Source organism: Dyadobacter sp. UC 10 (assembly GCF_008369915.1).
Classification (GTDB): domain Bacteria; phylum Bacteroidota; class Bacteroidia; order Cytophagales; family Spirosomataceae; genus Dyadobacter.
Genome location: NZ_VSRN01000001.1, coordinates 1,653,705 through 1,673,332, shown reverse-complemented (window position 1 = coordinate 1,673,332; position 19,628 = coordinate 1,653,705). Strand labels below are relative to the sequence as shown.

Here is a 19,628-nt window from a genome sequence, read left to right as displayed (position 1 = left end):
AAACCGCTATGTTTGGTGTTAGCATAATGAATTTTAGTTTCAAAGGCGTTTTCTATTACATCCAGCCATATTTTCATGAAGATTTTCATCAACTTCCGCGCGCTCCTGATTTGCTGTTTTGCGTTGATTTACAGTCAGGGTTACGCACAAAATACAAGAAGTTTTCTTTCTGTCACAGCCGGTTACAGTTTGCCGGTAGGCGAGCTTGCGAGGGAAAAGCTCGATGACCCTTTTGCCGGTCTGACTGGCTCGGGTTACTTCGGGCAGGCTAATTTCGATTTCCGATTGTCCCGCGGTTTCGGTTTACGGGCCTCGGGAAGTATGAACCTGAATACCACGATGTCGGAGCCGATTGTCGACAAAGCGAATTCTTATGCACAGGTTTTGGGCGAAACTTTTCTGTGGGACACGAAAGTTTCAAAATGGAAGCTCAATGCATTGATGATCGGACCGGCGTTCTATATTAATATGGGTCGCGCGCAGATTGAGGTGCACGGACAGGTTGGGAAAGTCTGGGCCGATTCTCCTTCGGTCAATCTTATCGGATTATCGGAAGCCGGCGGAGAGCCGATCACGGTGGACCTCAAACCAGCCTCCACGTCAGCATTCGGGCTGGCTGGCGGCGCCAGTTTGCGGTTACCAATAGTCGGAAACCTGTTTTTCCAGCTTAGCGGCGATGTGATCGGGGCCGAAGCTGAGATTAAAGATGTAACAATCAGGGCCGTAAGAGGTAATTTCGACTTTTCTGAATCTGTAAGTGAAAAGCGTTTTATAGGCGTTGTGAATGTAGGAGTGGGACTGGGAATCGCATTTTAAGTTCTGAATATAAAGAAGACAAAGACCGGCAAGGCATTTTAGCGCCTTGCCGGTCTTTGTTTTTTAGAACTATTAAATCTGCAAATACAGCTCGCAGGGTCTGACCACCGTCATTTCGTGCGATGTTTGAAGTAAGCGGCGTTTGAATTGTTATATTTGCGTCCTGTTCTAAAAAGGCCATTTCAGGCTGTAAATCAAAGTGTATTCGAATATTGCATTCAATGAAGGTTCTTAAATTTGGCGGTACCTCTGTCGGTTCGGTTGACAGCATCAAGACAGTAATCAATATCCTGGAAGAAAACCTTGCAAAAGGCGAGCGGTTTGCCGTCGTGTTTTCTGCGATGGGCGGGGTAACCAATCGTTTAATCGAAATCGGTAAAATGGCCTCTTCCGGCAATCCGGATTATGTCGAATTTCTGAAAGGTGTGGAGGAAAGGCACTTTGCTGTGGTTAGAGGCCTGATCCCGGTCAAGAGTCAGAGCAGTACTTTTGCTGCGGTAAGGGGACTTTTTAATGAACTGGAAGATATATTAAGGGGCGTTTCCTGGATTAAAGAGCTGTCGGAAAGGACTTTGGACCTTATTATGAGTTTCGGGGAGAGGTTGTCTACCATGGTGATCACCGAAATCCTTAAAAGTAAAGGAATAGCAGCCGAATTCTGCGACGCCCGCCAGATCATCCACACCAACGCGACTTATGGAATGGGTGATGTGAATTTCGAAATAACCAATAAGCAGATCCTAGAATATTTTGCCAAAACCGCTGCACTACAATGTGTTACCGGCTTTATTGCATCTACTGCAGAGGGGGTTACCACCACGCTGGGCCGCGGCGGCTCTGATTATACAGCGTCCATTCTGGGCGCGGCGCTCGATGCCGAATCGATTGAGATCTGGACGGATGTGGATGGTATGATGACTGCCGATCCGCGAAAAGTGACCAATGCATTTACGATACCTTCCATTTCCTACGCGGAAGCAATGGAGCTTTCCCATTTCGGTGCGAAGGTGATTTATCCGCCGAGTTTGCAGCCTGCATTCGCTAAAAATATCACATTGAAAGTGCTTAATACCTTCAATACCGCATTTGAAGGTACTTATGTCCAGAAGGCGGCTAATGGAAAAGAATATGCGATCACCGGGATTTCTTCGATTGATGAAATTGCATTGGTGAATATCCAGGGCAGCGGGATGATCGGTGTGGCGGGGATTTCGGGGCGTTTATTTACTGCGCTTTCCAACAATGCGATCAGTGTGATTTTGATCTCACAGGCTTCTTCGGAACATTCTATCTGCTTTTCTATCGATCCAAAAAATGCGCAGAAGGCCACTGAGGTGCTGGAAAAAGAGTTTGCGATTGAAATCAGCCTGGGGCATATCGACGGCATTTCCATTGAGAAAAACCTGTCAATTATCGCTATTGTGGGCGAGGGGATGAAAAAGAGCACCGGAGTTTCGGGCAAGCTGTTCTCTGTTTTGGGTAAAAACGGTATTAATGTAGTAGCTACTGCCCAGGGTTCGTCGGAGCTGAATATTTCAGTGGTTATTGCTAAAAGTGATTTATCAAAAGCATTGAATGCGATCCACGGCGTATTCTTCCAGTCGGAAACGCGCTCGCTGAATCTGTTCATAGTGGGGGTAGGGTTGATCGGGAGTACGCTGATCGAACAGATCCGGAACCAGACCGGATATTTAAGAGAAGAAAAACTGCTGAACCTGAATATAGCCGGTTTATCCAATACCAAAAAAATGTTGCTTGATCCGGAGGGCATCGGGCCCGAAAACTGGCGCGACCGGGTACTGGATGAAGGTGTAAAAACGAGCTTGCCTGCATTTGTCCAGCGAATGATCGAGCTCAACCTGCCGAACAGCGTTTTTGTGGATTGTACCTCCGATAAAGATATTGTCCAATATTACCAGATCCTGCTGGACGCCAGCATTTCGGTAGTTACTCCCAATAAAGTCGCGAATTCCGGTTCTTATTCCGAGTATGTTTCCCTGCAGAGAACTGCGCTGCAACGTGGCGTGAAATTCTTGTATGAGACCAATGTGGGCGCGGGTTTGCCTATTATCAATACCATTCAGGGCTTGATGGCCAGTGGTGACAAGTTCCTGAAAATCGAGGCGATCCTTTCTGGAACATTATCCTATATATTCAACAATTTTAATTCTGAAAACCGCTTCGTGGACGTGGTGAAAGAGGCGAAAGCAAAAGGGTTCACAGAACCCGACCCGCGCGATGACCTGAGCGGGGCCGACGTCGGAAGGAAAATCCTGATACTTGCACGGGAAGTAGGCGTGCCGCTTGAACCGGAAGAAATCAAGATCTCGCAGATATTACCGGGAAACTGCCTGAATGCGCCCACTGTGGATGCGTTTTTCAGCGAGCTGGAAATTTCAAATAATTACTTTGCTGAAAATCAGGCCAGTGCGGAAGCAAATGGAGAAAAGCTGCGCTATATCGCAACGCTTGAAAACGGAAAAGCCAGCATCGAACTGAAAACGGTCGATTCGTCGCATCCATTTTACAACTTATCCGGCAGCGACAACATTGTGTCATTCACCACAGAACGCTACAAAGACCGCCCGCTGGTGATCAAAGGTCCCGGCGCCGGCGCAGAAGTAACCGCTTCCGGCGTTTTTGCCGACATCATGAGTATCAGTAGCTATTTGGGGTAATGTGTTAAATTGCATTGTATTTCAAACGGTTTGGTTATGAGCAACAGAAAGGTTCCGGAGGCGATATCAGCATTGACAGAAGAATTTGTTAATGGAGTAAGCCAGCTATATGGTAACCGGCTTGAGAAAGTGATATTGTTCGGTTCATATGCCCGTGGCGAACAGCATGAAGAGTCGGATGTGGATTATCTGGTTGTTTTAAACGATGAAGAGATCAAATCGTATTCAGAGATTAGCAATCTGTCACCTCTAATGAGCGACCTGGGCTTGAAATATGGCTTCTGGGTATCTGCAATCCCCTATACGAACAAAAAATTATATACCGGGAATACGCCTCTGGGTTTCAATGTCATTCAAGAAGGAATCGAGTTATGACCGGCGCAACCTTGCCCAAAATCCTGATAAAGGTGCAAGAATGCGTCAAATCCAGCAAGGATTCATTTGATGAAGGACATTTTGAAGCTTGTATTAACCGAGCTTATTATGCGATTTTCCATTCGGTGCAAATGTTATTGTTCATTCAACATGTTCACGCAAAGACACACGTTGGCGCTCACAACAAGTTTCGCGAGTTATATATAAAGTCGGGACTGCTTGACAGTTTATTGAGTGACAGATTACAGCGGTCATTTGTCAAAAGACAGTTTGGTGATTATGACTATGAAGAAGTTACAGAAGAGCAGGCACTCGAATCTCTTGATGATGCTGCTCAATTTGTGAAGTCTACTCTCCAATTTTTAAAAGAAAACAATCATTTATAGTGAATTTTGTAAAAGCTTTTGCCCCGGCTACGGTTGCTAATGTGGCTTGCGGGTTTGATATTTTTGGGTTTGCAATCAAAGAGCCGGGCGATACCGTAGAACTGCGCCGCCGTGACGAGCCGGGTATCGTAATCACCGACATTACCGGCGATGAAGGCAGGCTGCCAAGAAATGCAGAGAAAAATTCGGTTACCGGCGTCATGCTGCATTTGCTCAAACATTTAGGAATATCCGATTTTGGCTGCGAGGTCGTGTTGCACAAAAATATGCCCCTGGGCAGCGGAATGGGTTCCAGCGCCGCGAGCGCGGTTGCCGGCGTGGTGGCGATCAACGAAATGCTGGGCAAGCCGCTGAGCAGACAGGAACTGCTTCCATTTGCCATGGAAGGCGAAAGAATTGCGTCCGGCTCGGCGCATGCGGACAACGTGGGACCATCGCTTTTGGGTGGTTTTGTGGTGATAAGAAGCTACAACCCGCTGGATATTTTCACCATCCCGGTACCCGACGATTTGTACTGTACGCTCGTTCATCCGGATATTGAAATCAATACAAAAGATGCACGTTTTATATTGCGCAACGAGGTTTCCCTTAAAAATACGATCTCCCAAATGGGTAATGTGGCTGGCCTGGTGGCTGGATTAATGCAGGCCGATTATGGACTGATCAGCCGCTCGATGGTGGATGTGATCATTGAGCCGGTGCGCTCGATTTTGATCCCGCAATTCAAGGAAGTAAAGCAGGCTGCAATTGACAACGGCGCATTAGGTTGCAGTATTTCGGGCTCAGGCCCGTCGATATTCGCGTTGAGCAGAGGAGTGGAGAATGCTCAGAAAGCCGGGGAAGCGATGAAAAACAGGTTTGCAGAAGCTGGAATAGCAGCTGCCCTGCACGTTTCGCAGATCAATACGGGCGGCGCAATGATTGTGACAGAATAGCTGTTTCTTTTGATTTAGGTGAACTTTCTGAGCGTCGCGGATTGTTAAACAGGGTAGTTACAAAATTTAAAAATCATGGTTACTGTAAGCGATACCGCCAAAAACAAAATTGTGGAACTCCGTAAAGCGGATGGATTTGCCGATGATTACCAGATCAGGGTAGGCGTTTTGGGAGGTGGCTGTTCCGGTTTAACTTATAATCTAGAATTCAATTCAGATTCCAAGCCGACTGATATGGTTTTTGAGGATAAAGGCGTCAAAATCATCGTCGATAAGAAAAGCCTTCTTTACCTGGCAGGTACCACGCTCGATTTTTCTGACGGGCTGAATGGCAAAGGTTTTCAGTTTATAAACCCCAACGCAACCCGTACCTGCGGCTGCGGAGAAAGCTTTGCGGTATAAATTTTAAAATATTTTATTCTTCAAACGCGCACCCAAATCGGGAGCGCGTTTTTTTTATCGTGTTGAATGGGCTTATTTTGCCGACAACTTTTATACACCACAGTATAGTCTTAACCAATTTTAATGAAACCAACTCTTTTAATTCTTGCAGCCGGAATAGGCAGCCGATACGGAGGCATCAAGCAGCTGGACCAGTTTGGGCCTAATGGCGAAACGATCATCGATTATTCATTGTATGATGCGATCAGAAGCGGCTTTGGAAAGGTAGTTTTTATCGTCCGCCAGGAAATAAAAGACAGTGCAGAAGCCATTTTTGCCCCGAAACTGAAAGGTAAGATCGATTTTGACTTCGCAATCCAGGGGATACAATCCTATGTTCCGGAAGACCTGGGAACTGTGGAAAGAACAAAACCCTGGGGTACCGGCCACGCTACCTTGTGTGCCTGGGAGCAGACGGATACACCTTTTGCAGTGATCAATGCAGATGATTTTTATGGTCGCGACGCATTTGAAACGATGGCAAAATTCCTGCAAAGTGACACCGATGACAGCCAGCACGCGATGATCGGTTACGAGCTGAAAAGGACTTTGTCTGAAAACGGAACAGTATCCCGCGGCATTTGCATTGAAAGGGCCGACCATAACCTCGAATCGGTAGTGGAGCGTACCAAGATTTTCGAGGAAGATGGAAAGATCTATTTTGAAGAAGACGGCGTAAAAACCGAGTTGGAGCCAGAGACTCCGGTTTCTATGAATTTCTGGGGCTTCAAGCCGACGATGTTCCCGCTTACAAAAGAATTTTTCGAAACCTACGCAAGAGAGAATATCAATACTCCAAAAGCGGAATTCTACATCCCTACCGTCATGACCAGACTTATTGAAAAAGGTCTGGGTAACTGTCGCGTATTCCGCAGCTCATCCGACTGGTTTGGAGTGACTTACCCGGATGACAAACCGAATGTACAGGCTTCTCTGGCAGCATTGCACGAGTCAGGAGAATATCCTGATAAATTGTGGTAGTCCCCAAAAACCGATTTCCGTCGACTGAAGTCGGCGGAAATTGATATTTTTTAGGTCTATTGATTGGCGGGTCTGCACTGGAAATTTTCTGAGGGTTCATTCACCTTGGTACAAGAGACAATTTGTCACCTGACAAAAGAAATCAATTTCCGTTGACTTCAGTCAACGGAAAAAGCTCATTATTTCTGCACTAACGCTTCCAGCATTTTCTCCGCCAGAAATTTGTTCCCGGCGTCAGTTAAATGCACGCGGTCGGAAGTCAGGATTCCTTTTTCTTTGTTTTCAGGATTGTTTTGCGTGAGGTAATCCGCAAAATGTTTACGCAGGTCGCAGAGTTGCAAACTGTTTCTTGAAGCAATCTCGCGGATCAATTTGGAGTATTGGTTTAAATCTCCGTCCTGCTGGTTCGAATTGTCGTTTCTTTCGCCAATCACCGTCGGCGTGCAGACGATCACACGGATATTCTGTGCCTTCATTTTCCTGATCAGGGCCTCATAGAACTTCACGTATTTATCAGGATCAGTACCAGTTCCCGAAGAAGCTTTATGCCACACATCGTTGATCCCCACATAAATAAAAACGACATCAGGTTTTTTTGACAATACATCATCTTCCAGCCGGAGGTAAAGATCATATACCTTGTTTCCCCCGATTCCGGCTCCGATCAGTTCATATTGGTTGTTTTGGTTTTTGGCTTTCAGCATTTCGCCCATTTGCGTAATGTAACCCGTGGGACTTACGCCAGCCTGCGTAATCGAATCGCCGAAGAAAATGACTTTCAGGGGTTTGTCCTGCCGCATCGCGATCATGGGCAAAACGAAAATGGCAATTTGTAATAATTTGAAAAGTAGCTTCATAGGAATTGTAAAAAGGATTTTAGGGATAAAGACGGTTTAAACGCAAAGTTACTTTCGATCAATATCTGGTTCTGAGATCAATCGAGCCACAAAATCTCAGGGAATTGGAGCGGATAGCTTAGTACGAATTTTTTACCAGGAATAACTTGCTGCTCCATTTCCGCGGATAGTTTAATCTGTCGGATCCTGTTGTCAATCAATAAATTGACCAGTAAGTAGTCCGCTTCCCGCACACAGCTGATTACTTCTCCATATATGAAAAAAGAGTCTTCATGTTGATCAGCATTCAGATAAATGCTGCCTGGCGTGGCGAACTTAGTGACTTTCCCATTTTCCAATACACACACCTGATCCGCGAGGCGGAAAATTTCGCCAGTTTCGTGCGTGACGATTATGGCGGTAAATTGGTATAGATTGTGAAATTTCAGGATCAATTCCTGCAACTGGGAACGCATATCGGGATCTACGGCAGAGAACGGCTCGTCGAGCAGCAATAAATCAGGCTTCCTGACCAGCGCCCGAGCCAGTGCGACGCGCTGCTGCTGTCCGCCCGAAAGCTGATTGGGCTTTCTGTGCGTCAAATTGTTCAGCCCGGTGGCTTCCAGTAACTCATTCACGATTTTCTTATCTCCTTTTTTGGATAGCGCGAAAGTCAGGTTTTCGGCTACGGTCATATTGGGGAACAAAGCGTAATCCTGAAAAACAAAACCGATGTTCCGGTGCTGCGGAGGCAGTTTAATCTGATTTTGAGTGTCGAGCCAGACAGTACTATTGATAGAGATTGCGCCTTCCTCTGGTATGAGTAATCCTGCAATTTGCTTTAACAACGTCGTTTTTCCCGCTCCCGAAGGCCCAGTCAAAGCCATTATAGCGCCCTTTTCCAGTGAAATTGATACTTCCATGGGCAATGTGCCCTGGGCGGTGTGGAGCGTATGCCTGATCGCAATGTTAAGCTGACTGTCGGACACGAAGCAGACGGTTGTTGATTGAATAGACCAGCAATAAAATCACAAAAGTGATCGCAAACAAAACCATCGCATATTGATTTGCCACGCCATAATTCAGCGCCTCCACTTCGTTATAGATCGCGACGGACGCCACTTTGGTCACACCCGGAATATTTCCCCCGATCATTAAAACCACCCCAAACTCGCCTACGGTATGCGCGAATGTGAGTACAAAAGCTGTGAGAATAGCAGGCTTACAATTGGGTAGCAATACCCTGAAAAACGTCTGCATTTCGGTTTTACCCAAAGTATAGGAGGCTTCCCGCAACGAAGGCGGCAGAGATTGCAGTCCGGCGCGGATCGGGTAAACCATAAATGGCAGGCTATATAAAATGGAAGCGATCACCAGTCCCGGAAACGAAAAAACGAGTCGAAGCCCCAGCACTTTCTCGATCCACGCGCCAAACCAATAGGAGGGGCTGAAAGCGAGCAAAAGATAAAATCCGATCACAGATGGAGGTAAAACCAGCGGTAAACCGATCACAGCTTCCACCACGCCGCGTCCTTTAAACTTCCCGAATGCAAGCCAGTAAGCCACCGGCAATGCTAGCACAAGCAAAATTGCCGATGTAATGATCGCGAGCCGGAAAGTAAGCCAGATGGGCTGGTAGTCCATTTTTAATTAGTGAATTTTGAATGACTGAATGACCGAATGAGCCGCCTCGGAATGAGAATGAGCTGCTTTGTGTCACTATTTGTAGCCGTATTTTTTTAAAATGGCTTTGCCCTTTTCGGAAAACAGGAAATCGTAGAATTTTTGGCTGGCCTCTTTTTTGGGTGAATTGTTGCTGTGTTTTAGTAGGATTGCAGCTTGTTGTATTGGTTGGTATGATGTTGAATCTAACAATATATAGTGTCCTTTATTTTTCATTTCCGGTGATAATACGATTGATAGGGCATTGAAACCGATTTCTGCTGACCCGGACATGATATATTGTGCGGTTTGCGCAATGCTTTCGCCGAATACGAGTTTCGGCTCAATTTGATCAAAGAGCCTTTGTGATTTCATTACTTCAATTGCTGCAACTCCGTAAGGTGCCGTTTTCGGATTGGGAATTGCGATTTTCCTGATTTTTTCTGTTGTCAGCAAAGCTGTATTGAGTTCTGCCTGCGGGGTGTTTTTTGACCATAACACCAGCGATCCCAGTGCATATACTTTCGGTTTTTCGTCAGAACCACCATTTTTGAAGATCTCGTCAGGATATTTGGTGTCCGCAGAAACGAATACGTCGAAAGGTGCTCCTTCCCGGATCTGGGTGGTAAGACTACCGGAAGAGCCCACGACGATTTCAATCTGCTTTCCGGATTCTTTCTCGAATTCAATTTTCAACTCCTTCATCACATACTGCACGTTGGCGGCGGTAGCCACGATTATTTTTTCCGAAGGCTTGGAGCAGCCAGCCAGAATCAGTCCGATAAAAAGGATTAAATGCTGAAACTTCATCTTGCAATTTAAAGGATTTTTGTTTGGCATACATGTCTTCAAAATCCGCCTGATCGGGAAAATATCGTAAATTGCGCGCCATTTCGACCATTCTGGACGAGATCTTAACCGCTGGCGGCCAGGTGCCCAGGCGAAATTCAGTATTAAAATGATCATAGAAACCGCCCGGCGTACAAAGCAGACTTCTGAATACTACTTTTCAGTAAAGCTTGCCGAAGTGCGTAAACTCATTGCCGAAGGGCATGATGTTATCAATCTGGGAATTGGTAACCCCGACATGATGCCGTCGGAAGCGACGCTTGAAGCGTTGTCGTCAGCCATATTGAAACCGAATGCGCATGGTTATCAGTCTTATACAGGTACCCCCGCCTTTCGCAATGCGATTGCTGATTTTTATGATCATAATTACCGTGTAAAACTCGACCCCAATTCAGAAATCCTGCCGTTAATAGGCTCAAAAGAAGGTATTACACACGTAAGCCTCACTTTCCTCGATCCGGGCGACGAAGTTTTGGTACCCGAACTTGGATATCCTGCCTATCGGGCAGTAAGTCAGATGGTGGGTGCAGTGGTGAAAGAATATCCCTTGCAGGAAGAAAATGGCTGGCAGCCCGACTGGAATGCATTGGAGAGCCTGGTGACCGGCAAGACGAAGATCATGTGGCTTAATTATCCCCACATGCCAACCGGCGCACCTGCGACTCTGGAACTTTTCGAGAATGCCGTTGCTTTTGCCAAAAAACACCGGGTATTGCTTTGCCACGACAATCCTTACAGCTTGATCCTGAACAAAAAACAGCCGATCAGCCTGTTGTCTGTCGAAGGCGCGAAGGAAGTGGCTATCGAGCTGAATTCCATGAGCAAATCGCACAATATGGCGGGCTGGCGAATGGGTTGGCTGGCGGCAGCGAAGCCTTATATTAATGCCGTGCTGACGATTAAGAGCAATGTGGATTCGGGTATGTTCTGGGCGATGCAGGAAGCAGCAGTGGCTGCTCTGTATAACTCCGACGAATGGCACGCAGAAAGAAATGCAGTATACCAAGGGCGACTAGAAGCTGCCGAGGCACTTTTAAGTACATTAGGATGTAACTGGGACCCGAAACAGGAAGGGATGTTTCTCTGGGGCAAATTGCCGGATTCGGTGGAATCTGCTGAAAAGCTGGTGAATCAGACGCTTGTTGAGAAGCACGTTTTTATAGCTCCCGGTTTCATATTCGGACCCCAAGGCCAGCGTTATATCAGGCTGTCACTTTGTTTGCCGAAAGAGCGGATCTGGGAGGCAGTTGAAAGAATTAAAGGCTAAGTCAATATAATAATATGGTAGTTAGTATTATAGGAATAGGCCTTTTAGGCGGATCTTTTGCACTGGCATTGCGGGAAAAATATCCCAATGTCAGGTTTGTGGGAGTTGATAATTCTGGTGTAAATCAGAAGATTGCATTGGCAAAAGGTATTGTCGACGAAATTGTCAGTTTGGAAGAAGCATTGGAAATGGCGGAACTGAATGTGCTTGCTACGCCCGTAGATGCCATTTCGAAACTGCTCCCCTACATGCTTGACCTTTTGCCGGAAGGCCGCACGATCATGGATCTGGGGTCAACGAAAGAATTGATTTGCCAAATGGCCGATACGCATCCCAAGAGAAACCAGTTTGTAGCCGTGCACCCGATGGCGGGAACCGAAAATTCAGGTCCCGGCGCTGCATTTAAGGAGCTGCTGCCGCACAAAAATGTGATCATCTGCGATAAAGAGAAAAGTAATCCCGAATCGCTCGGACTGGTGGAAACGTTTTTACGTGATGCCGGCATGAAGATCCATTATATGACGCCGGTGGAGCATGATCTGCACCTGGCTTATGTTTCGCATTTGAGCCACATTAGTTCGTTTGCACTTGGATTAACGGTTTTGGATAAGGAAGCGGATGAAAAAGCGATCTTCGATATGGCGAGTACCGGTTTTTCTTCGACGGTCAGACTGGCAAAAAGCTCGCCGCAAATGTGGGCCCCGATTTTCGATCAAAACAAAACGAATGTCTCCAAAGCTCTGGGAGACTATATTGAGCTGCTGAAAAAATTCAAGGAGGCGATCGATCGCGAGGACCTGGCAACCAGTCTTAATTTCATGAGCCGCGCCAATGACATTGGCAGGATACTGGCAGGTATTGAGAAGAAATAGTGGCTATTTGTGATTTTGTAAACGCCAGTAAGTCAATGATTTACTGGCGTTTTTTATATTTTTAGGAACCATTAAGGTAAGCCTGCCTGTTAACTTCTTACCTATTTATTGATCAGTTGCAATCCTATTTTTCAACAAAACAATAAGAAATGACGAAGGCTCATGCGGTTTTTGTGGCGGTGATTATTGCGCTTAGTGTTTCCTTAGGTATTCAGCAAATCAATCCGTTTACAGAAGTATCATCTACCCGAAAAGTTAGTGTAGTTAAATCAGATTCAATTTCCCGGCCAGAGTGGGTTTCTTTATATGACTCCCTGGATCTGAAAAAACAGGGATTATCAGAAGCAGCATTTTATTGCGCATGGTTTGGTTTTCAAAAAATGAAGCTGGAAAATCAGGTGCTCGCGATTGCCGACTTTACCCAATCTTCCCGAAACAAAAGGCTATACATTATCGATCTTCTCAAAAAGAAGGTGCTATACAATACATATGTGGCGCACGGCCGTAATTCGGGTGAGGAGTTTGCTGAGAAATTTTCAAATGATAACTCTTCCTACCAATCCAGTCTCGGTTTTTATAAAACACTAGGTACCTATCAGGGGAAGCACGGCTTGTCTTTAAAGCTGGAAGGAGTGGAAAAAGGGATTAACGACCGCGCATTGGAAAGGGCGATCGTTATGCATGGCGCTGATTATGTAAGCGAATCATTTATCAAAAATACAGGCAGGCTGGGCCGTAGTCTGGGCTGCCCGGCTGTTTCCGTGGAAGATTCTAAAAAGATCATCAACCTGCTGTATGGTGGCGCCGGGTTATTTATCTATTCGGCTAATCAAAAATACCTTCAGGCATCCCCTTTGCTGGCGGGCTTGTCTTTGGATAACGTCAGGCGTGCCTTGGGAGATCCTCTTTTATATATATCGGGGAAGTAAAGCAAATCCCCTTTTTCATTACAATCAGCACCCAGGTAAAGCAGGAATACAGGTATCCTGACTTTCAGCTTATGCCATTTCGGAGGAGTTGAAATAGTATCCGGCTCGGTCATGAAATCACTAGATAATAGTTCGGTACCTGCCATGTAATTGGCCAGATCAGTCGGCCGTTGCACCCGCACACAGCCGTGACTTCTCCACCTCTGCTCGCTCTTGAACAGATATCTCGCGTTGGTATCGTGCAGGTAAATAGCCAGCGGGTTTTTGATTTCAACTTTCAATAATCCGAGTGAATTATCCTCACCCGTTTCCTGCCTGAACCGGTAAGGGAATTTCTTTTCTTTGATTTCTTCCCAATCAATTTCCTCCGGATTCACTGCCTGGCCGTTTTTATCAATAATCTGAATCCGGTTTCTTGACAAATACTCAGGATCGCTCATTGCTTTTGGAAGAATTTCGTTCATCGCAATGCTTTTGGGCACATTCCAGTAGGGATGCGTTACAATGCTGGTAGCGTAGGTGTCGATAGTGGGAGTAGGCGTGTCGGCTTTGCCAACGACTGTGCGCATGGTAAGAACATTTTTGCCAGCCGAATCCATCGCGGTCAGGTAAGCTCCCCGGATATTGACCATGACAAAACGAGGTGCGTTTTTCGTCTGACGGTGAATCCACCGGTATGCATTCATAGCTTCGGCCACATAAGCCGCGCTATCGTATTTATTCTCTTTGAGTAAGCGGGTGTAATTGACTTTCAGGTTGTTATATACAGGAAAAACGGGTTCGAGCTTTTCCATTACCTTTTCAATGTTCTTACCTTCAACCAGCTCCTCGGCTGCTTTGCGAAGTACAGTTGTATCAGCTTCTATTTTTTTCTGAGTAAACCGGATTGCAGGCTTATGTCCGAATCCTATTTCTTCGAGCAGGGCGTAAACCGGAGCTATTCCACCTTTCGCCGAAAACTTTTCAGGATCAACTCCGACGGTTTTAGAGAATTCGAGCAGCTTATCATAGTTTTTTTTGGTGATTTCTTCTGCCAGTTCCGCGCTGGTCATCTCCTTGGGGTTTTTCCGGCAGGATTGGAGAATAGCGAGGGCGAAAAGAATGAGGAGCGGAATATACCTGGAACGGCCGAGGCCTGAAAACATTTGCATTGTCTTGGGTTTTGATATTTGACAAGGACAATACAATTGTTATGCTAACCCAACCGATGCAGGGGGATTATTGTAATTTCTTTATTATCAATGCTGTATAGTTTTTTTAATTTGATATCAGCTAAGGAAATGGGGAAATTTAGAGTCAGTGAAATGCTTCAAAACTCCCCTTTTTTAATCCCTATTCATTGCGAAGGCTTTTGACAGGATTGGTCAGAGCGGCTTTCACTGCCTGAAAGCTGACTGTTACCAGCGTGATTATGATCGCCCCTGCGCCTGTTAATGCAAATATCCACCAGCTGACTTCTGTCCGGTACGGATAGTTGTCGAGCCACTTATTTAATGCAAACCAGCCAACCGGCGAAGCCAGCAAAACGGAGATCATTACCAGCTTTAAAAAGTCTTTCGAAAGTAAAGCAACTATTCCAGTTACCGAAGCACCAAGTACCTTCCGGATACCTACTTCTTTAGAACGGTGCTCGGCTGCTTGTACTACGAGACCGAAAATTCCCAGGGCTGACAGAAACATGCTCAGTCCACTGAAAAACATGAAGAGCTGTTGCAAATGCATTTCCGATTCATACTGTTTTGAAAGTTGATCCTCAACGCTATCCAGTGCCAGCAGCTTGGCAGGATAAAATTGTTTCCAGAGTTTGTGAATGGAAGCGGACACCTGCTTTTCAGTACCCGGCTGCACGCGTATCAGCATCCCGCCATATTGAGGCGATCTGTTGGCCAGGATCAGGGTAGGCTTGATCGGTTCGTAAAGTGACTCGTTGTTGAAATCTCCGATAATGCCTACCGGAACTGTTTTAGTACTTCCAATCTGCCTGTCGAGCTGGCTCACCCCAAGTAATTTAGCGGCCGACTCAGTTATTAACGAGATTTGCGTTGTTATTGCCTCTTCATATTTCCTGAAATCGGCATTCTGCAGCGAATCTGCATTGAGCACATCGGCGGAGTGGGGGCCACGAAACATCCTTCCTTTTACAAGCTTCCAACCGATTGTTTCGGCAAGGTCGACATCGCCGGCTATGAACCAGACTTTCAGATGTTTTTCGGCATTTGAGGGGTCGGGCACTTCGCGGGTCATGTAGCCGCCGCCTTGTGTCGGCATCCATTGGGAAATGCTGGCTTTGGTTACACCGGGAATACGCAGGACTTCATTTTTGAAAGCATCTGCCTTCCCGTCCCACGAAACGCTTCCTATGCTGAGCAGGTTTTTCTTATCATAGCCCAGGTCTTTGTTTTCCATTAAACTTAATTGTTTCCAAACGACCATCGTAGCGATCAGTACAAAAACCGATATCGAGAACTGAGCTACGACCAAACCCTTTCTGACGGTATTTTGTCCAAAAGAATTACTGATCATTCCCCTGATCGTGTTTGCCGGCTTGAACCCGGAAATCAGCCAGGCCGGATAAAAGCCGGTGATCATGCCCGTTGCAAAAATGGCCAGCCCGGCTGCGACCGCCATTTGCATATTGGTTGTAAAAGTCTCGATCAATTTGTGGCCGAGAAAATTTTCGATAGAAGGCAGCGAATAATAGTAGAGCAGTGCAGCTATTCCCATTGAAAAACCAAACAGGATCATCGTTTCAGTCAGAAATTGCCAGATCAGCTGCACGCGCGACCCGCTTAGTATCCTGCGCACGCCGGCTTCCTTCAATCTTGCGAACGCCCGGGCGGTACTCAGGTTCACGAAGTTGACACATGCAATAAAAAGCAACAGCGCCGCAATCCCTGAAAAAATATAGATGGCCTGCGCATCGCCCTTAACGGCTTGCCAATCTGAGAAATCGGAATGCAGATAAATATCCCTGAGCGGCTGTAAATTGATTCTTTTGGCCCCTTTATCATTATTGACCTCCTGATACCAGTTATTGGCTTTCGCGGTAAACGCCTGCACGTTCGCGTTCGGCTTAAGTCGTATATAGTTTTGGTTAAATGAAAAAAATCCGTTCGCTGCATAAGGCTGTACCTTCTTTTGCTGGACCCAGATCGCATCGGCTCGCAGGTGGCTGTTGTAAGGCAAATCCTCTATCACACCCGTGATCAGATAAGGCGACGCTTCTGCCTGAAAGCTGGGTATATCATAAATGATCTTTCCAACAATGTCCTGCCCGGGATAAAAGCTTTCGGCGAAAGTTCTGGAAACGATTAAATTATTGGTACCTGCAGTAAAGTGACGCGGATTTCCGGAAATGATGCGAATATCAAGCATATCCCATCCAGTCGTATCCATGCGCAATACCTGGGTTTTCATGCCTTCCCCTGCATGCTTGGCAGTTTTAAAGTGACGCTCGACCGTACTGAATGCTGACCAGGTCTCTACCTCGGGAAACTGCTTCTGAAGTTCAGCAGCCAGTCCTTCGTGAGAGGAAGCGGAGCGTTCATTCAGGCCGGAGGCCTTCCGATCCACCGAGATAATGCGGTAAATATCATTTCCTTTGCTCCATTGCCTGTCGTAGGAAAACGAGTCGATGACAACTGTTGCCACAGCGAGGCAGGCCCAGAGCCCCACACTGAGACCTGCCAAATGGATAAAAGAATATCCCCTGTTCTTATGAAGAACCCTGAAACCGATTTTGAAGTAGTTTTTCAGCATATAAACAATAGCTCAAATACTTTGCCATTTTGAAAACAGCTCAATTAACGTTCAGATGCGCTGTTTTTACCGTCGCAATGTTCGAAAGCGGACAGCTCATGTTCAGCGACGGGCACTATCCGGTACGCTGACCGGGCGGGGTTGGCTGAACGCAAATTCAAGGACAGCATCCCGCCCGGCCAGTAAATCGGCAGCCGAAGGTTTGACCGGAAAGTCCGGAATGATGCCGCGCGCGGGTTGTTTCGGCGGTTGAACTGCGGAATAATAGGTGGCAACAGGAAGACCTATATCAAACCGGGATGCAGGCAGTTTGAAGATTAGGAAGGCACCACTATTGTTACCCGAATAAGCCCCGCCACTTTCAGAGCCAACAAAAACACCCCTTGACTGGCTTTTTGCAACAGCTAAAAATTCAGAGGTAACCGAATAACTCAGGCCGTCGCTAAGAAAATATACTTCTCCCTGGTACGCCTTTCGCGCTGGCTGGTGCGTACCCAGATTCTGATGTTTATTCCAGACTAGTTTACCGTCTTTCTTTTTTATAAATAGTCCCGCTAAGCCTGAAAATTTCGGAAAATAGGCGAGATCGCGATAGGTTACGTCCTTCTTGCTCCGGATTTTTACCTCGATATGATCGTAGTACTGGAATTCGCCTTTCGCAATGTAAGTGTACAATTCTTTACCCAGCATGTCGGTACCGCCTTCATTCCCACGCAAATCGATGATCAGCCGGCTCGTTTTTCGTTGATTAATTTCTGAAAATGATTTTTTCAAAAACGCATCGAAAGCTTTTGAGGAACTGGCATAAAAGTGTGCAATGCGCAAGATTGCAATGGAATCCTTTTCAAAACGCAGCTCGTTTTGAGGGGCAGTTTTCGTAAAGCTTTTGTCAAGCGCGATCCATTCTTTTGAAGAAATTCCATTCACACGGATTGCTTCGCTATGATTGGAAGCGTTGGTAAGGGTAAGCAGAAAATCAGATTTGTCCTGTATAAAGTCAGCATACCAGGCACTGAAATATTGCTGGATCTGCGCGTCGGCCGAAGCCGTAATATCTCCGTCGACAAACATGTTACGTCGCAAAGTCTGAAGTATCTCAGGAATGCCGGTGCCATTGATGTGCGTAATGAATTTGCCGGTAAGCTCCCTGCGATCGGAAGCTACGATCAGTAACCGGTCACTGTCGTCGAAGCGAACGACAATGGGAAGTACCTGTTCCGTATGATAATAAAACGGAAAATCCTGCATGGGCGGGAGAAACTTTACATGGCCGCACTTTATTTTTGTGAAAAGAGGATTGATAACCCGGAAGAATTGAATGGGAGAAAGTGAGTCATAGGTTTCTATCACGCTTTTGACTGAATCATAAGTGGCCGTAAATGTATTCTGCTGATTGAAACGATTCAGGCCGGCGTGTACTTCTTCGGTCGATTTGCGGATGATATGCAAATCTTTAAGAGCAGCGTCCCGGGTGATATATGCCGAATTTTTTTGTGCAACCGCTTCTGACAAAAGCATTGCGGAGAGGAAGTAGATAATCAATTTGAAATACATGGCTATGTTTTAAAGTTTTTGCAAAAATGTGGCCGGGAATGCATTACGGCGTCTTTCCCGATAAGTAAAGACCTATTTATTTCGCTCCAAGACTCAACCGACATTGATTTCCGCCTTACTCACCGCCGGCATTTTGCAGGGACTTTTCCTGATGCTGCTACTTTATCGAAAGAAAGAAAATCTGTTTCCTAACCGGATCCTGGTTTGTCTTATTTCCGTTGTGGTCATGCACCTTGGGCTGGTTACCCTGGATGTGAACGGACTCTTTCCCGTTTATCCGCATCTGAGCAGGCTGTCATGGCTTTTGCCGCTGCTATATGGCCCGCTAATATTCATTCTGACCGAAAGTATTATTTCACCATCCTTCTCGTTTCGTCCTTGCCTCGGACTCCTGCTCCTTCCGTTCATTATTTATCTGATCCTGCTTTGGCCCTATTTTTTCAGTGATGCGGCCTTTAAAACTGACTATTTAACCAATGAAAGTCTTGTGCACGAGGCGGACTTTGGCTGGATGAACCACCTTACCAATTATCTGCATATCAGCTTTGTATTAGCTGCGATATCACGCTATCGCAACCGGGAAAAGGTGGTTGGTGAAACTCATGAAAGTCGTCAGGTAGTATGGCTTGGGCAGTTTTTGTGGGTTTTTATGTTAATCCTGATTTTTGCCCTCGTTACTTTTTACTCCAAAAAATACGATTGGAAATATTTGTCGGGTATTTATCCGAAACACTTTCTTCTTGCTGTTTTGTTTATCTATTGGCTCGCCTATAAGCTTTTGCAGGAAAATCATAAAAGCAATATTGCTGTTCCTGCCACAATTGCGGAGCCGGTCAAAGAAATTCAGAATAAATATGCGAAGACTGGTCTTGATACCGATACATCCAAAACCATCGCCGCCAGTGTCACAAATCTGATGCTGTCTCAAAAGCCCTATCTAAACTCCGATTTATCGCTGACAGATTTAGGCGAAATGCTGTCATTGTCAAAACATCAGCTATCCCAGGTGATCAACTCTGAATTTCAGGTGAATTTCTACGAATTTGTGAACGGGTACCGGCTTGAAAGATTCAAGGAAGTAGTCCTCAACCCGGAAAACCGCCACCTGTCGCTACTAGGAATCGCCTTCGAATGCGGCTTTAATTCCAAAGCAGCATTTAATCAGTTCTTCAAGAAAAAAGAAGGAATGACGCCTACGGAATATTTGAAGGCGTTGGAAAAACAAAAAAGCCAGGCGTAAACCTGGTTTTCGTGACCGCGACGGGAATCGAACGGCACCGGCCGCCCG

General features: G+C 46.1%; 18 protein-coding genes. 11 read left to right on the top strand and 7 right to left on the bottom strand.

Annotation, left to right across the window (positions count from 1 at the left end; translation table 11 throughout):
* The first annotated feature begins 75 nt into the window (after window positions 1-75).
* The 7 genes from FXO21_RS06700 to FXO21_RS06670 all read left to right on the top strand — a co-directional run bounded on the left by FXO21_RS06700 (window position 76) and on the right by FXO21_RS06670 (window position 6,612).
* Window positions 76-816 (top strand): hypothetical protein, encoded by a 741-nt coding sequence (locus tag FXO21_RS06700; RefSeq protein ID WP_149639370.1) that lies wholly within the window; start codon window positions 76-78, stop codon window positions 814-816.
* Window positions 817-1,037: 221 nt separating this feature from the next.
* The gene (gene thrA / locus FXO21_RS06695; protein ID WP_149639369.1) at window positions 1,038-3,494 is read left to right on the top strand and encodes a bifunctional aspartate kinase/homoserine dehydrogenase I; all 2,457 of its coding nucleotides are present in this window, start codon (window positions 1,038-1,040) and stop codon (window positions 3,492-3,494) included.
* A 36-nt stretch (window positions 3,495-3,530) separates the two neighbouring features.
* Window positions 3,531-3,869 carry a nucleotidyltransferase domain-containing protein gene (locus FXO21_RS06690; protein WP_149639368.1) on the top strand — a complete coding sequence of 113 codons (339 nt, stop codon included), beginning with the start codon at window positions 3,531-3,533 and terminating at the stop codon, window positions 3,867-3,869.
* Entirely contained in the window at window positions 3,866-4,255 is a 390-nt protein-coding gene (locus FXO21_RS06685; RefSeq protein WP_149639367.1) for a HEPN domain-containing protein, read from the top strand. Before FXO21_RS06690 ends, FXO21_RS06685 begins: the two co-directional genes overlap by 4 nt.
* A complete protein-coding gene (locus FXO21_RS06680; protein ID WP_149639366.1) occupies window positions 4,255-5,190 on the top strand; it encodes a homoserine kinase in 936 nt (311 codons plus the stop codon). Before FXO21_RS06685 ends, FXO21_RS06680 begins: the two co-directional genes overlap by 1 nt.
* Window positions 5,191-5,265: 75 nt before the next feature.
* Entirely contained in the window at window positions 5,266-5,592 is a 327-nt protein-coding gene (locus tag FXO21_RS06675) for a HesB/IscA family protein (RefSeq protein ID WP_149639365.1), read from the top strand.
* 123 nt (window positions 5,593-5,715) lie between these two features.
* Complete coding sequence (locus FXO21_RS06670; protein ID WP_149639364.1) at window positions 5,716-6,612, top strand: nucleotidyltransferase family protein; 897 nt, start codon at window positions 5,716-5,718, stop codon at window positions 6,610-6,612.
* Window positions 6,613-6,791: 179 nt separating this feature from the next.
* Here FXO21_RS06670 and FXO21_RS06665 read toward each other — a convergent pair whose 3' ends face one another.
* The 4 genes from FXO21_RS06665 to modA form a co-directional block, all read right to left on the bottom strand.
* On the bottom strand, window positions 6,792-7,469 hold the full coding sequence (locus tag FXO21_RS06665; RefSeq protein ID WP_149639363.1) for an SGNH/GDSL hydrolase family protein: 678 nt from the start codon (window positions 7,467-7,469) through the stop codon (window positions 6,792-6,794).
* Between the two features lie 77 nt (window positions 7,470-7,546).
* Window positions 7,547-8,437: a sulfate/molybdate ABC transporter ATP-binding protein gene (locus tag FXO21_RS06660; protein WP_149639362.1), complete on the bottom strand. Its 891-nt coding sequence runs from the start codon at window positions 8,435-8,437 to the stop codon at window positions 7,547-7,549.
* On the bottom strand, window positions 8,418-9,092 hold the full coding sequence (modB, locus tag FXO21_RS06655) for a molybdate ABC transporter permease subunit (protein ID WP_149639361.1): 675 nt from the start codon (window positions 9,090-9,092) through the stop codon (window positions 8,418-8,420). The genes FXO21_RS06660 and modB overlap by 20 nt, the downstream gene beginning before the upstream one ends.
* Window positions 9,093-9,167: 75 nt before the next feature.
* Window positions 9,168-9,920, bottom strand: a complete 753-nt coding sequence (gene modA, locus FXO21_RS06650; RefSeq protein ID WP_149639360.1) for a molybdate ABC transporter substrate-binding protein — start codon at window positions 9,918-9,920, stop codon at window positions 9,168-9,170.
* A gap of 148 nt (window positions 9,921-10,068) precedes the next feature.
* On the opposite strand from modA, the gene FXO21_RS06645 reads away from it, so the two are divergent.
* The 3 genes from FXO21_RS06645 (at window position 10,069) to FXO21_RS06635 (ending at window position 13,027) form a co-directional block, all read left to right on the top strand.
* Window positions 10,069-11,226, top strand: coding sequence for a pyridoxal phosphate-dependent aminotransferase (locus FXO21_RS06645; protein ID WP_149639359.1), 1,158 nt, complete (start codon window positions 10,069-10,071; stop codon window positions 11,224-11,226).
* A 14-nt stretch (window positions 11,227-11,240) separates the two neighbouring features.
* On the top strand, window positions 11,241-12,098 hold the full coding sequence (locus tag FXO21_RS06640) for a prephenate dehydrogenase (protein WP_149639358.1): 858 nt from the start codon (window positions 11,241-11,243) through the stop codon (window positions 12,096-12,098).
* 149 nt (window positions 12,099-12,247) lie between these two features.
* The gene (locus FXO21_RS06635; RefSeq protein ID WP_149639357.1) at window positions 12,248-13,027 is read left to right on the top strand and encodes a murein L,D-transpeptidase catalytic domain family protein; all 780 of its coding nucleotides are present in this window, start codon (window positions 12,248-12,250) and stop codon (window positions 13,025-13,027) included.
* On the opposite strand, the gene FXO21_RS06630 is transcribed toward FXO21_RS06635, so the two are convergent.
* The 3 genes from FXO21_RS06630 to FXO21_RS06620 form a co-directional block, all read right to left on the bottom strand.
* A complete protein-coding gene (locus FXO21_RS06630) occupies window positions 12,940-14,178 on the bottom strand; it encodes a L,D-transpeptidase family protein (protein ID WP_149639356.1) in 1,239 nt (412 codons plus the stop codon). The two genes, FXO21_RS06635 and FXO21_RS06630, sit on opposite strands and share 88 nt — an antisense overlap.
* A 181-nt stretch (window positions 14,179-14,359) precedes the next feature.
* Window positions 14,360-16,786 carry an ABC transporter permease gene (locus tag FXO21_RS06625; protein WP_149639355.1) on the bottom strand — a complete coding sequence of 809 codons (2,427 nt, stop codon included), beginning with the start codon at window positions 16,784-16,786 and terminating at the stop codon, window positions 14,360-14,362.
* Window positions 16,787-16,888: 102 nt separating this feature from the next.
* Window positions 16,889-18,340: a S41 family peptidase gene (locus FXO21_RS06620; protein ID WP_149639354.1), complete on the bottom strand. Its 1,452-nt coding sequence runs from the start codon at window positions 18,338-18,340 to the stop codon at window positions 16,889-16,891.
* 103 nt (window positions 18,341-18,443) lie between these two features.
* Between FXO21_RS06620 and FXO21_RS06615 the strand changes: the two genes are divergently transcribed.
* Window positions 18,444-19,580, top strand: coding sequence for a helix-turn-helix domain-containing protein (locus FXO21_RS06615; protein WP_149639353.1), 1,137 nt, complete (start codon window positions 18,444-18,446; stop codon window positions 19,578-19,580).
* Window positions 19,581-19,628 lie beyond the last annotated feature (48 nt).

What these genes read in the sequence shown, in the direction of transcription:
- FXO21_RS06670 (WP_149639364.1), top strand. Translation starts at nt 5,716, where the DNA reads ATGAAACCAACTCTTTTAATTCTTGCAGCCGGAATAGGCAGCCGATAC.
- FXO21_RS06640 (WP_149639358.1), top strand. Translation starts at nt 11,241, where the DNA reads ATGGTAGTTAGTATTATAGGAATAGGCCTTTTAGGCGGATCTTTTGCA.
- FXO21_RS06635 (WP_149639357.1), top strand. Translation starts at nt 12,248, where the DNA reads ATGACGAAGGCTCATGCGGTTTTTGTGGCGGTGATTATTGCGCTTAGT.
- FXO21_RS06630 (WP_149639356.1), bottom strand. Translation starts at nt 14,178, where the DNA reads ATGCAAATGTTTTCAGGCCTCGGCCGTTCCAGGTATATTCCGCTCCTC.
- FXO21_RS06675 (WP_149639365.1), top strand. Translation starts at nt 5,266, where the DNA reads ATGGTTACTGTAAGCGATACCGCCAAAAACAAAATTGTGGAACTCCGT.
- FXO21_RS06665 (WP_149639363.1), bottom strand. Translation starts at nt 7,469, where the DNA reads ATGAAGCTACTTTTCAAATTATTACAAATTGCCATTTTCGTTTTGCCC.
- FXO21_RS06625 (WP_149639355.1), bottom strand. Translation starts at nt 16,786, where the DNA reads ATGCTGAAAAACTACTTCAAAATCGGTTTCAGGGTTCTTCATAAGAAC.
- FXO21_RS06685 (WP_149639367.1), top strand. Translation starts at nt 3,866, where the DNA reads ATGACCGGCGCAACCTTGCCCAAAATCCTGATAAAGGTGCAAGAATGC.
- FXO21_RS06645 (WP_149639359.1), top strand. Translation starts at nt 10,069, where the DNA reads ATGATCATAGAAACCGCCCGGCGTACAAAGCAGACTTCTGAATACTAC.
- FXO21_RS06690 (WP_149639368.1), top strand. Translation starts at nt 3,531, where the DNA reads ATGAGCAACAGAAAGGTTCCGGAGGCGATATCAGCATTGACAGAAGAA.
- modA (WP_149639360.1), bottom strand. Translation starts at nt 9,920, where the DNA reads ATGAAGTTTCAGCATTTAATCCTTTTTATCGGACTGATTCTGGCTGGC.
- FXO21_RS06620 (WP_149639354.1), bottom strand. Translation starts at nt 18,340, where the DNA reads ATGTATTTCAAATTGATTATCTACTTCCTCTCCGCAATGCTTTTGTCA.
- FXO21_RS06700 (WP_149639370.1), top strand. Translation starts at nt 76, where the DNA reads ATGAAGATTTTCATCAACTTCCGCGCGCTCCTGATTTGCTGTTTTGCG.
- modB (WP_149639361.1), bottom strand. Translation starts at nt 9,092, where the DNA reads ATGGACTACCAGCCCATCTGGCTTACTTTCCGGCTCGCGATCATTACA.
- thrA (WP_149639369.1), top strand. Translation starts at nt 1,038, where the DNA reads ATGAAGGTTCTTAAATTTGGCGGTACCTCTGTCGGTTCGGTTGACAGC.